The organism is Pseudomonas sp. E1BtOHC1 (assembly GCF_058744285.1).
Genome location: NZ_CP196023.1, coordinates 2,658,984 through 2,674,564, shown reverse-complemented (window position 1 = coordinate 2,674,564; position 15,581 = coordinate 2,658,984). Strand labels below are relative to the sequence as shown.

Annotated in this window: 16 protein-coding genes; all 16 read right to left on the bottom strand. The window is 60.1% G+C overall.

What is annotated here, in order from left to right; translation table 11 throughout:
• Nucleotides 1-61: 61 nt before the first annotated feature.
• On the bottom strand, nucleotides 62-406 hold the full coding sequence (locus tag ACSSVC_RS12250) for an Hpt domain-containing protein (RefSeq protein WP_346631986.1): 345 nt from the start codon (nucleotides 404-406) through the stop codon (nucleotides 62-64).
• 30 nt (nucleotides 407-436) lie between these two features.
• Nucleotides 437-2,143, bottom strand: a complete 1,707-nt coding sequence (locus tag ACSSVC_RS12245; protein WP_346632078.1) for an ATP-binding SpoIIE family protein phosphatase — start codon at nucleotides 2,141-2,143, stop codon at nucleotides 437-439.
• Nucleotides 2,144-2,148: 5 nt separating this feature from the next.
• The gene (locus ACSSVC_RS12240; protein WP_011059979.1) at nucleotides 2,149-2,454 is read right to left on the bottom strand and encodes an STAS domain-containing protein; all 306 of its coding nucleotides are present in this window, start codon (nucleotides 2,452-2,454) and stop codon (nucleotides 2,149-2,151) included.
• Between the two features lie 87 nt (nucleotides 2,455-2,541).
• Nucleotides 2,542-2,991, bottom strand: coding sequence for a flagellar export protein FliJ (fliJ, locus tag ACSSVC_RS12235; RefSeq protein ID WP_446438880.1), 450 nt, complete (start codon nucleotides 2,989-2,991; stop codon nucleotides 2,542-2,544).
• 6 nt (nucleotides 2,992-2,997) lie between these two features.
• A complete protein-coding gene (gene fliI / locus ACSSVC_RS12230) occupies nucleotides 2,998-4,356 on the bottom strand; it encodes a flagellar protein export ATPase FliI (RefSeq protein WP_346631987.1) in 1,359 nt (452 codons plus the stop codon).
• A complete protein-coding gene (gene fliH / locus ACSSVC_RS12225; RefSeq protein ID WP_346631988.1) occupies nucleotides 4,346-5,182 on the bottom strand; it encodes a flagellar assembly protein FliH in 837 nt (278 codons plus the stop codon). The genes fliI and fliH overlap by 11 nt, the downstream gene beginning before the upstream one ends.
• A gap of 9 nt (nucleotides 5,183-5,191) precedes the next feature.
• On the bottom strand, nucleotides 5,192-6,211 hold the full coding sequence (gene fliG / locus ACSSVC_RS12220) for a flagellar motor switch protein FliG (RefSeq protein ID WP_011059975.1): 1,020 nt from the start codon (nucleotides 6,209-6,211) through the stop codon (nucleotides 5,192-5,194).
• Nucleotides 6,204-7,991 carry a flagellar basal-body MS-ring/collar protein FliF gene (gene fliF / locus ACSSVC_RS12215; RefSeq protein WP_346631989.1) on the bottom strand — a complete coding sequence of 596 codons (1,788 nt, stop codon included), beginning with the start codon at nucleotides 7,989-7,991 and terminating at the stop codon, nucleotides 6,204-6,206. Before fliF ends, fliG begins: the two co-directional genes overlap by 8 nt.
• 15 nt (nucleotides 7,992-8,006) lie before the next feature.
• Complete coding sequence (fliE, locus tag ACSSVC_RS12210; protein ID WP_123723956.1) at nucleotides 8,007-8,333, bottom strand: flagellar hook-basal body complex protein FliE; 327 nt, start codon at nucleotides 8,331-8,333, stop codon at nucleotides 8,007-8,009.
• 129 nt (nucleotides 8,334-8,462) lie between these two features.
• Entirely contained in the window at nucleotides 8,463-9,869 is a 1,407-nt protein-coding gene (locus tag ACSSVC_RS12205) for a sigma-54-dependent transcriptional regulator (protein WP_346631990.1), read from the bottom strand.
• Between the two features lie 5 nt (nucleotides 9,870-9,874).
• Complete coding sequence (locus ACSSVC_RS12200) at nucleotides 9,875-11,068, bottom strand: sensor histidine kinase (RefSeq protein WP_346632079.1); 1,194 nt, start codon at nucleotides 11,066-11,068, stop codon at nucleotides 9,875-9,877.
• Between the two features lie 129 nt (nucleotides 11,069-11,197).
• Nucleotides 11,198-12,673 (bottom strand): sigma-54 dependent transcriptional regulator, encoded by a 1,476-nt coding sequence (locus tag ACSSVC_RS12195; RefSeq protein ID WP_011059970.1) that lies wholly within the window; start codon nucleotides 12,671-12,673, stop codon nucleotides 11,198-11,200.
• A 170-nt stretch (nucleotides 12,674-12,843) separates the two neighbouring features.
• Nucleotides 12,844-13,140: a flagellar protein FliT gene (gene fliT / locus ACSSVC_RS12190; protein WP_102864028.1), complete on the bottom strand. Its 297-nt coding sequence runs from the start codon at nucleotides 13,138-13,140 to the stop codon at nucleotides 12,844-12,846.
• Nucleotides 13,141-13,151: 11 nt separating this feature from the next.
• Complete coding sequence (gene fliS / locus ACSSVC_RS12185) at nucleotides 13,152-13,547, bottom strand: flagellar export chaperone FliS (RefSeq protein ID WP_346631991.1); 396 nt, start codon at nucleotides 13,545-13,547, stop codon at nucleotides 13,152-13,154.
• Nucleotides 13,548-13,676: 129 nt separating this feature from the next.
• Nucleotides 13,677-15,122 (bottom strand): flagellar filament capping protein FliD, encoded by a 1,446-nt coding sequence (fliD, locus tag ACSSVC_RS12180; protein WP_492612332.1) that lies wholly within the window; start codon nucleotides 15,120-15,122, stop codon nucleotides 13,677-13,679.
• Nucleotides 15,123-15,204: 82 nt separating this feature from the next.
• The gene (locus tag ACSSVC_RS12175; RefSeq protein WP_346631993.1) at nucleotides 15,205-15,576 is read right to left on the bottom strand and encodes a flagellar protein FlaG; all 372 of its coding nucleotides are present in this window, start codon (nucleotides 15,574-15,576) and stop codon (nucleotides 15,205-15,207) included.
• Nucleotides 15,577-15,581: the final 5 nt, after the last annotated feature.

Genomic DNA, 15,581 nt, shown 5'->3' with positions numbered 1-15,581 from the left:
TGAGAGACTTGACTGCAAAGGTCGAGCCAGTTTTATCAACCAGCTGATAAAAGGTCGTTTCTCAGCAGTGAAAACGCTGCAGTTCTTGCTCGCACAGGCGCCGGACAATGGCGAACTCGCCATCGATCTCCCCCACCAGCTGACGAATGCCATCAATGGCCGACTGTCCGGCCCGCACCTCGAGCTCATGACAGAGCTCCGCCAGGCGGATAGCCCCCATATTGCTGCTACTGCCCTTGAGACTGTGGGCGGTTGCCACTAGCTGCAGAGCATCCTCGGACTTGCGCAACAGTCGCATCCGCTCCTCGGAATCGCAGACAAAAGTGTCCAGCAGGACGGGGTATTCATCCTCCATGACTTCCTGCAATGCGTTGAGCACCGTGTGGTCCAGATGTATCTCAGCCACTTGTTCACTCCTTGATCAAGAACCCCAGGATTATGCCAGAGCCTCCCAGGAAAACTCCACGCAGACACTGCGCCCGTCGTCCGCCCACACCGCCTGGCGGCTCATCTGTCGGATCAGGCTGACGCCGCGCCCCGACAAGCGCCCGGTATCGTTGGGCCGGGCCAGGATCGCCGCGACATCGAAGCCCTCGCCACTGTCTTCGACCCGCACGATCAGGCGCCCTCCCGTGTCCAGGGGCTGCACCTGCAAATGCACCCGGACAAAGCCGTCCTCCAGCTCCGCCAGCCTCACCGATCGCTCGCGGTAGTAGCGACTAAAGCCCTCAGCATCGCGCTTGAGCCGGGAATCGAGCTTGAGCACACCGTGCTCCAGCGCATTGGAATAGAGCTCGGCCAGTACGCTATATAAAGCCCCGCTCTGGGAGCGCAGGCCATGCACTTCAAGCAACAACTGCAGTAGATACGGCAAGGGGTTGAAGCGCTTGAGGGTAGCGGCGCGGAACTCGAAGCTCACCGACCAGTCCAGCGGGCAGGACTGGCCGCTGTCGGAGTACACCGGGGCCGGCGGCGCCAGCCTGGGAAATTCCGGCAAGCCGACTTCGACCATGCTCACGTCGTCCCGGGCACTGCCGCCAAAGTCCTCCAGGGCCTGTTGAATCTCCTCGAACAGCCGCTCCTGCTCACGGTTGGCGGCAAACACCCGGTGCAACCGCTCCACACCAAACAACTCATCCTCGGCATTACAAGTGTCGATCACTCCGTCGGACAGCAGGAATACCCGATCACCCGGCGCCATGGGGAACACCTCAGTGTGATCCTCGAAGGCCTCGGCACTCAGCACCCCGAGAGGTAGATGGCGCGCCACCAAAGGCGTACGCGCGCTGCTGGCTTCACGATACAAATACCCCTCGGGCATGCCGCCGTTCCACACCTCCACCGCCCGTCGCTGGTTACTCAGGCACAGCAGGGTTGCGCAACAGAACATATCCACCGGCAGGATGCGCTTGAGCTTGGCATTCATCTCCCGCAGGGTTTCCGGCAGCCCGTAACCCTTGGCGGTCATGCCATAAAACACCTCGGCCAGGGGCATGGCCCCCACCGCCGCAGGCAAACCATGACCGGTGAAGTCCCCCAGCAATACATGCATGTCACCCGCCGGGGTGTAGGCCGCCAGCAGCAAGTCGCCGTTGAACAGCGCATAAGGCGATTGCAGGTAGCGGATGTTCGACGCATCCAGACAACCGGAGTGGGCAACCTTGTCGAACACCGCCTTGGCCACCCGCTGCTCATTGAGCAAGTAATCGTGGTGACGAGTGATCTGGTCGCGCTGCGCCAGCACGGTTTCCTGAAGGCGCCGCAAGCGGTCCATAGCGTTGATCTTGGCGCCCAGGATCACCGGATTGTAGGGTTTGGCCAGAAAGTCGTCGCCGCCCGCCTCCAGACAGCGAGCCAGCGCCTCGCCTTCACTCAGGGAAGTGAGGAAGATGATCGGCACCAGCGTCTCTCCCGCCAGGGCCTTGATCCGTCGCGCCGCCTCAAAGCCATCCATCACCGGCATCATCGCGTCCATCAGCACGATGTGCGGACGCTGCTGCTCGAACAACGCCAGTGCCTCGACCCCATTGCTGGCCGCCAGCACCTGATGCCCCTGGCGCCGAATGATACTGGACAGCAGCAAGCGGTCCGCCGCGCCATCCTCGGCGATCAGCACACACAGGGGCTCGGCCATCGAGCGCATATCGCTCAACTGATGTCGAAAAGCTTGTCGAAATTGGAGATGGCGAGGATCTTGCGCACATCCGAGTTGCTGTTGATCACCCGGACATCGGCATTGTCGCCACCGGCATGATCACGCAACAGCAACAGCATGCCCAGAGCCGAGCTGTCGAGGTAAGTGGCTTCCTTGAGGTCCACCACGATGGACTCCGGCGTCCGGTTTAGGCGCTCGTAGGATTCACGAAACTCCTGGTGGCGCCCGAAATCGAAGCGCCCCCTGATGGAAATCGTGAGTTTCTGCCCGTCCGGGGATATTTCTGTAACGACCGACATGTGACTGCTTCCTTGTCATTGACGACGTTTAAAAGGTTTAGCACCCACTGACCCGGCGAACAACCTGCGGACGAAAAATGAGCGCTCTCAATAAGGATTCTGACGGGGCAGGCGCTGGGAAAGTTCATCCAGCAGCTTCTGTTCGCGCTTGTCCTCAAGCGCCCGAGCCTCATCGATGTAACGCTGCACCAGCTTGCGCAGCCCTTCCACCCGCGCATAAGCCTGCTGCCAAGCCTCGCGAGCGCGATCGAGGTTGCTCTGATGCCAGGCAAGGCTTTGCCGCTGCTGGGCCACGGCGGTATCCAACTGACTGAGAAAATACTGATAGTTCATCAACCAGTGACCACTGACGCCGAGCTTGCCGCGCTCGACCCACTGCTCCTGGTAGTCGCCACGAAAACGCTCCAGGTCCCCCAGCTTGCTCTGGGCCACACGTACCTGGCCGTGAAAGTACTCCAGACGCTGGGCAGCGGTACGCTCGGCGTTTTCCGCCATGTCCACCACCGGCGCCAGACGCGCCGCACGGCTGTCGGCCATGGCCGGTTAGCCTCCCGTCGCTGGAGCGAACAGCATTTCCAGGTGGGTCTGGCTATGACCCAGGCTGACGTTGTCGTTAAGCCCCTGGCGCAGGTAAGCGACCATCGCCGGCTGCAGGGAAATTGCGGTGTCGGTATCGCGATCGCCACCGGCGACGTAGGCGCCAACGCTGATCAAGTCCCGAGCCTGTTGATAACGCGACCACAGCTGCTTGAAGTATTGCGCCCTGGCCATATTGTCGGGGCTGATCACCGCCGGCATGACCCGACTGATGGAGGCCTCGATATCGATGGCCGGATAGTGCCCTTCTTCGGCCAGGCGCCGGGACAGCACGATATGCCCGTCGAGCACGCCCCGGGCCGAGTCGGCGATCGGGTCCTGCTGGTCGTCCCCCTCGGACAGCACGGTATAGAACGCGGTAATCGAGCCCCCACCGGCCTCGGCGTTACCGGCCCGCTCCACCAGCTTGGGCAGCTTGGCGAACACCGATGGCGGATAACCCTTGGTGGCCGGCGGCTCGCCGATGGCCAGAGCGATTTCCCGCTGGGCCTGGGCGAAACGAGTCAGGGAGTCCATCAGCAACAGGACGTTCTTGCCCTTGTCGCGAAAATATTCGGCAATCCGCGTGCAGTACATCGCCGCCCGCAAACGCATCAACGGCGCATCGTCCGCTGGCGAAGCCACCACCACCGAACGCTTGAGGCCTTCCTCACCGAGAATGTGCTCAATGAACTCCTTGACCTCACGACCCCGCTCGCCGATCAGCCCGACCACGATGATGTCGGCCTCGGTGAAGCGAGTCATCATGCCCAGCAGCACACTCTTGCCCACACCGGTACCGGCGAACAGACCGAGGCGCTGACCGCGGCCCACCGTCAATAAACCGTTGATGCTGCGAATGCCCACATCCAGCGGCTGGCTGATGGGGTCGCGCTTGAGGGGGTTGATGGTGGGGCCATCCATCGGCACCCAGTCTTCGGCACGCATGCCGCCCTTGCCATCCAGAGCCCGCCCGGCGCCATCCAGTACACGCCCGAGCATGCCCATGCCCATAGGCAGGCGCCCGGTGTCGGCCAAAGGGACAACCCGGGCGCCAGGAGCGATCCCGGCCACGCTGCCTACGGGCATCAGGAACACCTTGCTCCCGGAAAAGCCCATGACTTCCGCCTCGACCTGGACCGGGTGATAGCTGTCATCGTTGATCACCAGGCAGCGGGTGCCCATGGCGGCGCGCAGGCCCTCGGCCTCAAGAGTAAGACCGACCATGCGCAGCAGGCGGCCTTCAAGAATCGGCTGGCCCGGCAGCTTGATGGCCTCGGCGTAACCTCCCAGGCGCTTGCCGAAACTGGTGCGATCAAGGCGCATCGGGGTGTTCCGCAGGCTCGGCTTGCTCTGTGACGGTGGACTCTGCGGCGTCGACATCCGGCGCAGCCGGAGTCCGTGGGCCGAGGTCCAGGCTCAGGTCCGCAGCTGCCGGGTGCAGCGACTGCTCGTGCAACTGATCGAACAGTTGGTCCATGGCCTGGGTGATCCGGGTTTCGATGCTGGCATCGATGCGGCTGTGCTCGGTCTCGACCCGGCAACCGCCGGGCAACAGCGCCTCGTCCTCGACGATGCGCCAGCTTTCCTCATGCCGCTCGCGCAGGCTCTTGACCTGCTCGAAATCCTGCGGATTGACGTACAGGCGCACATTGCCAACCCCCAGGGGCAGCAGCTTGAGAGCCTCGCGCATGACGTGTTCGATCTGGCTGGAATCCATCGCCAGCTCACGCTGGATCACCTGACGGGTGACATGCTTGACCAGATCCACCAGGGATTTTTCGATCTGCGTATCTTGCTCGGCGATGGGCTCGAACAAATTGACCATCAGCTGTTCGAGCGCTTGCAACTTGGCGACCAGGGCGACTTCAGCCTCCTGGCGAACCTTGAGTGTGGTGCTGTGGAAGCCTTCCTTCTCGCCGGTGGCGAAACCTTCGTTATAGGCTTCCTGGCGAATGCTCTCGAGCTCTTCGAGGGTCAGTGGCTGGACTTCTTCCAGGGGCACTTCCTCGATTTCTTCCGGCACCTCTTCAGGCTCGGGCTCAGGCTCGGGCGGCTCGGGATCGAAACTGGGCAGTGCCCAGACGTCAAAACCCTCGACGTCCCGGGCACGAATCAGTTCGCTTTGGGACTCATCACTGCTGGACGACATAAAGCGACCTTAGATCATTTCTTCGCCGCCCTTCCCGCCGAGAACGATCTCTCCGGCTTCGGCCATACGGCGGGCAATAGTGAGGATTTCCTTCTGCGCAGTTTCCACGTCGCTGACGCGAACCGGGCCCTTGGCTTCCAGGTCGTCGCGCAGCAGCTCCGCCGCACGCTTGGACATGTTCTTGAAGATCTTTTCCTTGACCCCTTCGTCCGAACCCTTGAGGGCCAGAACCAGGACGTCGGAGGACACTTCGCGCAACAGGGCCTGGATACCGCGGTCATCGACATCGGCCAGGTTGTTGAACACGAACATCAGGTCTTCGATCTGACCGGACAGGTCTTCGTCGACTTCGCGGATCGAATCCATGAGCTGGCCTTCGATCGAGCTGTCGAGGAAGTTCATGATGTCGGCTGCGCGCTTGATACCGCCCAAGGTGGTACGGGACGCGTTGGAGTTGCCGGAGAACTGCTTCTCGAGAATCTGGTTCAGCTCTTTCAGGGCCGCCGGCTGCACAGTATTGAGCGAGGAAACCCGCAAAATGATGTCCAGGCGCGCCTTGTGGTCGAAGTTGCCCAGCACTTCACCGGCCTGATCCGGATCGAGGTAAGCCACCACGATGGCCTGGATCTGCGGGTGCTCGTAACGGATCACGTCGGCCACGGCCCGCGGTTCCATCCACTTCAGGCTGTCGAGGCCACTGGTGTTGCCACCCAGGAGGATGCGGTCGATCAGGCCGTTGGCCTTGTCTTCGCCCAGGGCCTGGGTGAGCATTTTGCGCACGTAGTCGTCGGAACCGACGCCGAGGCTGGTCTGATCGCCGACGATGTCGACGAACTCGCTCATCACCTGCTCGACCTGCTCGCGGTGCACGTTACCCATCTGCGCCATGGCCACACCCACACGCTGAACCTCTTTGGGCCCCATGTGGCGCAGCACTTGCGCAGCATCGGTAGAACCCAGGGACAGCAGCAGAATCGCGGCTTTGTCGACCCGGGTCAGTTTGGCGGTAGCGGCTCGGTTATCACTCATCTGCGTTAATCCACTCTTTCACGACCTGAGCCACACGCCCCGGGTCTTCAGCCACCAGACTCTTGATTGCGTTCAACTGAGCGTCATAACCCTCGCTCGGGCTCGGCAGCAGAATGCTTTGCGGGCCGCCGAGACTGACGCGGTCGTTGGCCAGCTCGCCGTCCAGGCCACCCATGCCGCCCAGCTCGACGTCGCTGCCCAGTCCTGCCAATTGCTTGTTCTTGCCGCCGCCAGTGATGTTGTTGAGCACCGGACGCAGGACACCGAACACCAGCACCAGGATGAACAACACACCCAACACTTGTTTGACGATGTCCCAGAACCACGGCTGCGAGTAGAACGGAATATCGGCGACCACTTCCCCACGCTCGGCGGAGAACGGCACGTTGATCACGCTGACACTGTCGCCACGGCTGGCATCGAAGCCCACTGCGTCCTGCACCAGGCGAGTGAAGCGCGCCAATTCGTCGGCGCTCCAGGGAGCACGGCTGGTTTCGCCGTTGGCCGGATTGACCTTGACCTGATCGTCCACCACTACCGCTACCGACAGGCGATTGAGACGCCCCTGCTGCTGCTTGGTGTGGCTGATGGAGCGATCGAGCTCGAAGTTCTTGGTGGATTGTTGACGCTTGTCCGACGGATACGGTGCCAGCATCGGCTGGCCGGTAGCCGGATCCATGATCTGCTGACCGTTGGCGTCCAACAGCGGCTGACCTGGCTGCACCATGCCGGCGGCAGCGGTAGCCCCACCGGTGGTTTGCGGCGCCGAAGCCGGGGATGGCGGCTGGTTGCTCAGGGCACCCGGAACGCCTTGCGGGCCATTGCTGCTGGAGCGCTGTTCGTTGACCGACTGCTCGCTGCGCAAGGCCGGCTGGTCGGGGTTGAACTGCTCGGAGGTGGATTCAACGGCACTGAAGTCGACATCCGCGGAAACTTCAGCCTTGTAGCGATCGTTGCCCAGCACCGGCTGCAGGATGTTGTGCACCCGCTGGGTCAGCATGCCTTCCAGACGACGGCTGTAGTCGAATTGCTTGCCGGCCATGGTCAGCGCGGAGTTTTCCGCTTGATCGGAGAGCAGGTTGCCCTTCTGGTCGACCACTGTAACTTGGGACTTGCTCAATTCGGGGACGCTGGTAGCCACCAGATTAACGATGGCCATGACCTGGCCCGGCTCCAGGGAGCGGCCGGAATACAGCTCTACCAGTACCGAAGCACTGGGCTTGCGCTCGTCACGGACGAACACCGAGCTTTTCGGAATCGCCAGGTGCACCCGGGCACCCTTGACATTGTTCAGGCTGGAGATGGTGCGGGCCAGCTCGCCTTCCAGGCCGCGACGATAACGGGTCGCCTCCATGAACTGGCTGGTGCCCAGGCCTTGATCTTTATCCAGGATCTCGAAGCCGACGTTGCCGTCACCCGGCGCTACCCCGGCAGCAGCCAGTTTCAGGCGGGCACGTGGCAGGTCATCGGCCTTGACCAGCAAGGCACCGGAATTGGGCTCGACGGTGTAGGGAATGTCGGCAGAAGCCAGGGTATCCATGACCTGTTTGGCGTCCATCCCGGCCAGGCTGCCGTACAGCGGCCGGTAATCGGGCTGCTGGGACCACAGCACCACGGCAAAGCCGATCGCCACGCTGGCGGCCAGGCCTACCAACAGGCCAACCTGACGCAGCATGGTCATCTGGGACAGGTTTTCCAGGAAGGACAAACCGAACAGCGGCGGTTTACCGTCTATCGGGGTGGCCTTGGCCGGTACGTTATCGGCGACTGCTTCTGCCATGACTCAATCTCGTCCTTAAACCGGCATCTGCATGATGTCTTGATACGCTTGAACCAGTTTGTTGCGCACCTGGGTCAAGGCTTGAAAGGACACACTGGCCTTTTGCGAGGAAATCATCACATCCGTCAGGTCCACACCGCTTTTGCCAATCTCGAAGGCGCCGGCCAACTGATTGGACGCCTGCTGGGTGTCATTGACCTTGTTCACGGCCTGGCCAAGCATGTCAGCGAAACTGCTGCCGCTGACCTCTGCCACTGCGGCGGATTTGGGCTGCGACATCGCGTCCATCTGCATGGCCCGCATATCCAGCATCAACCGATTAAATTCAACACCTTGGCTCATGGTCTACTCTCTCTGACGACCCGCAATTTTTTGACGCTCACTGTGCGGTTAGTGAGGTGTTAGCAACAAGGGTGCCAGCTCCATGGCCCAACTCGACAAAAGCCCATCCAGGGCTTTGCATATCAGTAATCAGGTCGCAAACAGATAAGCCTCGACGTCCATTCCGGCGTCACGCATCTGCGCCAATTTGTAACGCAGGGTGCGCGGACTGATGCCCAGACGCTCCGCCGCCTCCTTGCGCCGCCCACGTTCGGAACGCAGGGTATCGATGATCATCTGGAATTCCCGGCGCCGCAGATCATCCCCCAGGCCGCCCGACTCCTGGGGTGGGCCCTCATCCTCGCCGGCCACGCCGCGCAACGCCGACTGAACGGCAGGAGCCAGTGCCGGCAGGGGCGCACAGGCCACGGGCCCGGCCAGACAGAAATCTTCCGGCTGGATCAGACCGCCCTGCTGCAGGATCAATGCCCGCTGCAAAGCGTTGTCCAACTCCCGGACGTTGCCCGGCCACGGATAAGCCAGCAGGCACGCTTGCGCCTCAACCGAGAGCCTGGCGGCGGCGTGTTTCATTTTATTGACGTGTTTGGCCAGCAGACGCTCAGCCAGCGGCAGGATATCGGCGGTACGCTCGCGCAATGGCCGCCAGGCTAGAGGAAACACCGAAAGACGGTAATACAGATCTTCGCGGAAACGTCCGGCCGCCACCTCTCCTGCCAAGTCGCGGTTCGTGGTGGCCACTACCCGGATATCCAGAACGATAGGCTTGCGCGCCCCCACCCGCTCCACTTCACGCTCCTGCAACACCCGCAGCAACTTGGCTTGCAGTCCCAGGGGCATTTCGGAAATTTCGTCCAGGAGAATAGTGCCACCGTCGGCCTGCTCGAACTTGCCGGGCTGCGCGGCGATGGCCCCGGTGAAAGAACCCTTCTCGTGACCGAACAGGGTGGCTTCGAGCATGTTGTCGGGAATCGCCGCACAGTTGATGGCGATAAAGGGCTGGGTGCTCCGATGGGAATGCTGGTGGATGTAACGCGCCAGCACTTCCTTGCCCGTGCCGGACTCGCCGGAAATCAGCACAGTGGAATCACTGCGAGCCACGCGCGCGGCCAATTCCAGCAATTGCGCACTGGCCGGTTCGAAGGCTACCGGCCCCTCATCCTCGCTCGCACCCAGACAACCCAGTGCATGGCGCGCCACCAATTCGAGCAGGGCCCGAGGCTCAAACGGCTTGACCAGGTAATCGGCAGCGCCTTGACGCATGGCCTCCACTGCTCGCTCGACGGCGCCATGGGCGGTCATCAGCAATACCGGCAACTGCGGTTGGCGGGCACGTAACAGACCCAACAACTGATGGCCGTCCATGCCAGGCATGTTTACATCGCTGACCACCAGGCTGAAGGACTCCAAGGCGACCGCTTCCAGCGCCTCTTCCGCACTGCCGACCGCCTTGTAGTCATGGCCGGCCAGCAGCAGTGTGTCTGCCAGGGCCTCGCGCAATGCACGATCGTCTTCAACCAGTAGAACCTTGATTGCCATTACCTTCACTCCACTCCATGAGCACTGGAGAACAGAGGCAATGTCACCAGCGCACAAGTACCGCGCCCAGGACGGGAACGCAGCGACAATTCTCCCTGATGCGCACGGGCCACCGCCTTGACCACCGTCAGGCCAAGCCCGGTTCCATTGGCCTTGGTGGTGAAAAACGGCTCACCCAGACGCTCCAGGACCGCCGCATCGATACCACTGCCGCTGTCACTGATGCACAGCCGCAGGGTGTCACCACGACTGTACAGGTGCACCTTGAGCCGCGCCGCGCCGGCACTGGCTTGCACGGCATTTTCGATCAGGTTGAGCAAGGCCCCCACCAGGGTGTCGCGATTGCACAGCAATTCACCCTGATGACTGTCGCACTGCCAGCGCACGGCAACATCCTGAACATGGGTCAGGGCCGCGGCTTGCAGTGATTGCAGCAGAGACTTGGGGGTCAGACGATCGGTCAGGGGCAACTCACCACGAGCGAACACCAGCATGTCGCGCACCTGGTGCTCCAGTTCGTGCAGGCGCTCCTTGAGGCGCCCGGCGAAACGCTGATGAGTGGCCACCGGCAGTTCCTGTTCGGTGAGGTGACTGGCATACAACAGGGCCGCCGAGAGCGGCGTGCGAATCTGATGTGCCAGGGAAGCGACCATCTTGCCCAGCGAGGACAGACGCTCGTGGCGAGCCAACTGATCCTGCAGATGACGGGTTTCCGTCAGGTCGTTAAGCAACACCAACTGCCCGGGCTCGGCATCCAGCGAGCGGGTAGCTATCGATAGACGCCGGCCGTCGCGCAGGGAAATCTCATGACCGTCATCCTCACGGGGCGCAAAGCTGCGGGCAATGATGTTGCGCCACAATTGCCCTTCCAGCGGCAACCCCAACAGATCGCATGCCGCCGGGTTCGCCTCGCTGACAATACCGTGGCCATCAATGACGATGACGCCACCGGGCAACAGGTCGAGAAGATTTTGCAGACGGTTGGCCAGACGCTCTTTTTCCGCCAGTTCCTGCATCCGCTGGGCACTGACCACAGCCAACTCACCCTTGAGCTCAGTCACCCGAGCCTCAAGCATGCTGTAGGAGTCAGTAAGTTGGCTCGACATCTGGTTGAACAAAGCGAAGGCCTGCTCAAGACCTAGCCGACTTGCCTGCTCTACGGACGACGATTGCCCCGGAGCATCGGGGGCAGGAGACATCTGGGCGGCTTGGGGCATCGTGCTCTCTCGCGTGGCTGACCGTCAGTTAAACGGAACGTTGCAAGAGACTTAGCAATACCCGTGCCTAAAAAAAAACCACACGGCTTTCAACGACTTGAAAAACAGGCGTCAATCATCCGCCTGTTCATCGCCCTCACGACGACTCATGCCGTACTTGCGCATCTTCTCCACCAGAGTGGTGCGACGAATGCGCAGGCGCTCTGCAGCCCGAGCCACAATGCCATTGGCATCGTCCAACGCTTGCTGGATCAGACCCTGCTCCAGGCTACCGAGGTAATCCTTCAGATCCAGGCCTTCCGGCGGCAGCATGGCGGTGGCGGCGAAGTCCGGCGCATGGCCATTGATCGCCACCCGCTCTTCCAGGTCGCTGCGCAGACTGTCTACCAACTGCTCGTCTTCATCATCGACGTAGCGGAATTTCTTGGGCAACTCGACCACACCGATCACCCCATACGGGTGCATGATCGCCATGCGCTCAACCAAGTTGGCCAGCTCGCGGACGTTACCCGGCCAGCCATGCCGGCACAGGGACATGATGGCAGCAGAGTTGAAGCGGATCGAACCGCGCTTCTCATGCTCCATGCGCGAGATCAACTCGTTCATCAGCAGCGGAATGTCTTCCACTCGCTCACGCAATGGCGCCATCTCGATGGGGAACACGTTGAGGCGGTAGTACAGGTCCTCACGGAAACTGCCCACTTCAATCATGCTTTCAAGGTTTTTATGGGTGGCTGCGATGATTCGCACATCGACACCCTGGGTCTTGTTGCTACCTACGCGCTCGAAGGTACGCTCCTGCAACACCCGCAACAGCTTGACCTGCATCGGCAGCGGCATATCGCCGATTTCGTCGAGGAACAAGGTGCCGCCGTTGGCTAGCTCAAAGCGCCCGGCGCGACTGGTAATGGCCCCGGTGAATGCACCCTTCTCATGGCCGAACAACTCGCTTTCCAGCAACTCTGCAGGAATGGCTCCGCAATTGACCGGAACGAATGGCGCGTCACGCCGCTTGGAGTGGTAGTGCAGGTTACGAGCTACCACTTCCTTGCCGGTCCCGGACTCACCAAGGATCAGCACGCTGGCATCGGTATCCGCCACTTGCTGCATCATCTGCCGCACGTGCTGGATCGCACGACTGGTGCCTACCAGGCTGCGGAACAGGTTGGGCTCTCGGTGACGACCGCGCTCGCGGGCCTGATCGTACATTTCACGATAGACCTGGGCACGGTGCAGGGAGTCGAGCAACTTGCTGTAGCTAGGAGGCATTTCCAGGGTGGAAAGCACTCGACGACGCTGGTCTTCGGGCAAGTCGATGGAAGAATTTTCGCCCATTAACAAAACCGGAAGGAACTCATCCCAGGTTGAGAGTGTCTTTAACAGGCCCAAAAGCGCGCCAGGAGCATTTACAGTCCCGATGAGGACGCAAATTACTTCACGACTTGACGACAAAGAGCCGACAGCCTGCTGCCAGTCATGGCTACCGCAGGGTAAATTTTCTTCACCAAGAAAATTTAAAATCACCGCCAGGTCGCGGCGGCGCACGCTATCGTCATCGATCAGCAGAATTTTGGTTTCACGCCACATGCAATAGCAACTTCCCTAGTCAACTCAATGCCCAGAATGAGGGGCAAGCTAGACGCGCTTTAGGCATTTTCTGCCTTATAGACGCCTGAAATCTGAAAACAGCCACTAGTTAAGTCAAAAATGCGTGCACAGTCAAATTTATGGCGCGCAACGTTCGGATTAACTCAACATTAACCGAACAAATGGTAAACCTTTGCCGCGTTCTGTGCTTGGGTGATCTGCGACATCTCGTCGACTATCGCCTGACGCTCTCCGGTTGCCACCTCAAGCAGCTGCCGGTAAACCCCCAACAACTCCTCCAGATTGTCCCGCAAGGCGACCTCGTCAACCTGAGCCTCGCCGAGCACATCCTCCATGCACGAACGGCAGGCCAGGTCCAACTCGCCAATGGCTTGCCAGTTGCGCTCGGCCAAGGCGCCAACCAGAGCCTCGCGGGTTTCTTCGATGCGTTGCAGGACAGCACTCATGGTGTTCCTCCTTAGAACTGCGGACCCGGTGCAGCGATGGCATCCCAGCCTTCCTTGACCGTGCGCAGCAGATCAGCGACCTCATCGAGAATCTTCGGATCGGTCTTGATATTGGCTTCAGTCAGACGCTTCATCATGTAGGTGTAGAGACCATCCAGATCCCCCAGGGCATCCATGGAGTTTTCCAGGTCCAGCCCCTCACGCAAGCCACCGATGATGCCAATTGCCTTGCCGATGAACACGCCCTTGTTGGCGATATCCTTGCGCTCCATTGCGCCCTTGGCCTGCGCAATACGATCCAGACCGCCTTCCATCAGCATCTGCACCAGACGATGCGGACTGGCTTCTGAGGTCTGTGCCTGTGCACCCACCTTCTGGTACTGCCGAAGGGCTAACATCGGATTCATGTGATACCTCTTCAAAACTCAAGGGTTCGTATAAGCAATGTATCGACGCAACGTCAAAAAACTTTAGATCAAATGCAAAAGCCCGGAGCGCTGAAAAAACGCTGCCGGGCTTTTGGCGCAGGCTGGATATTAGCCTTTTTTCTGTGCGTTCAACGCTTCGAACATCGACGTGATGTTACTGGCAGTGGCCTTCAGCTTGCCCACCAGGGTATCCATGTCGTTGTACTTCTTGGTCAGTACCGCTGTCAGCGTCGCCACTCGACGATCCAGGGCATCCTGCTGATCGCTGAGCTTTTTCTTGGTGATATCCAGGGTCTTGGTCCGAGTGGTGAGAATCCCCTCGGTCATGGTGCCTACGCCCTGAGTGAACGGCTTGATAGCGGAAGTCATGCGATCAAGCAGGCCTGGATTGGTGCCATCGCCGGAAAACAGCTTCTGCACTTCGCCACCGAGTTTTTTGTCGGTCATGGCGGCGGTGAACTTCTTATCGTCGAAGTCCAGGGCACCAGTCTTCTGGTTGGTGGTAATCCCCAACTGCGCCAGCACCGTCAACTTGTCACCCGCCCCCACCTCCGACAACGGCGCACGAATCGCCGCCAGAATCGAACGAGGCAGAGCGTCACCGGTCAACTGAGCAGGGACCGTCAGCTTGCCGTTGTCGTCCAGCGAGGGCTTGGTCAGGGTCGAAATGCCATTGGCCACCGCGTTGTAAGCATCGACAAACTTCTGAATCGAAGTCTTCAGACCTTCAGTGTTGGTCGCAACAGTGATAGTGATCGGCTTATCGGTCGCGGTGGGAGCCACCAAGTTGAGCTTGAGACCGGAAACAGCCTGAGTAACGGTATTGGTCTTGCTGGTCAGCTGCATGCCATCGATCTTGAAAACCGCATCCTTGGCGAGCCCACCAATGTTGCCCGATGCCGCAGCGCCGACCCCCATGGGCTGGGTGCCGTCAACTTCCAACCCAGCAATACCACTGACAGAAATATCAGAGCCAGCACCAGTCTTCTCAGAACCAATCACCAGACGCGAACCGAACGAGTCGGTCACGATGTTGGCACTGATTCCGGACATGGCCATTTTGGAATCGGCGTTGATCGAGTCACGCACCGACTGCAATGTCGCATTCGCGCCGATTGTCAGCGGATAGTTAATGCCATTTTGAGTGATGTTCAACGTACCACTCGGAATGGCACTGGTATTTCCTCCGGCAAAAGCCTTACTGGCCACTTTTGACGAAGTTGCAATATTAGTCACTTCAACAGTGTACTTGCCAGCCACCGCATAGTTGTCGGCTGTGGCATCCACGATTTTATTGTCGCTGGAGGTAGCCGCAAAACCGGCAAAGGAAGGATTGACCGAGCTTCCAAGCCCTGTGACCGACAGAGTGCTCTGGAAAGTCGACAACAGCGATTGCAAGGTGCCGATACCGGAAATACTCGCACTGTTGCTGGCAGTTGCACGGTCGATCTGACCCTGCTTGGCCGCTTTGTCAGCCGCAACCAACGCCTTGACGATAGCACCGGTGTCGAGGCCGGAACCTAGACCGGTACCCGGTAGAATTGGACTTGCCATGTGTATCTCCCTTCAGTGTGCCGCCGGTCTTTTGACCACTACAACGTCCAAAAGAACACAGCAACAAATTTCATGCCAGCTATCAGACTTTCGCGCTGAACAGCAGGCTGCTGGCGTCATTCAAGCTATTGGCCAATCTCAGCACTTCTTCGTTGGGGATCTGACGAACCACCTCACCCGAATCGCTGGCAATCACCTTGACCACAACCTGGCCGGAGGGCTCGTCGATCGAGAACTCCAGGTTACGCTTGACCGACTGGACAAATTTCTCGATTTCCTGGACGGCCATCTTCAACTTTTCCTGCTCGGTCTGAGCACCTTTCTTACTGTCCTGACTGGCGGTCTCAGCCACAGCAGGCACCACCTCTCGAGGCTTCTCCACGGGCTTGTCAGCAACAGGCGTCACCGGCTTGGCCGCTGGATAAGACAAGTTCAGCTTCACGCTCATATCCATGTCCA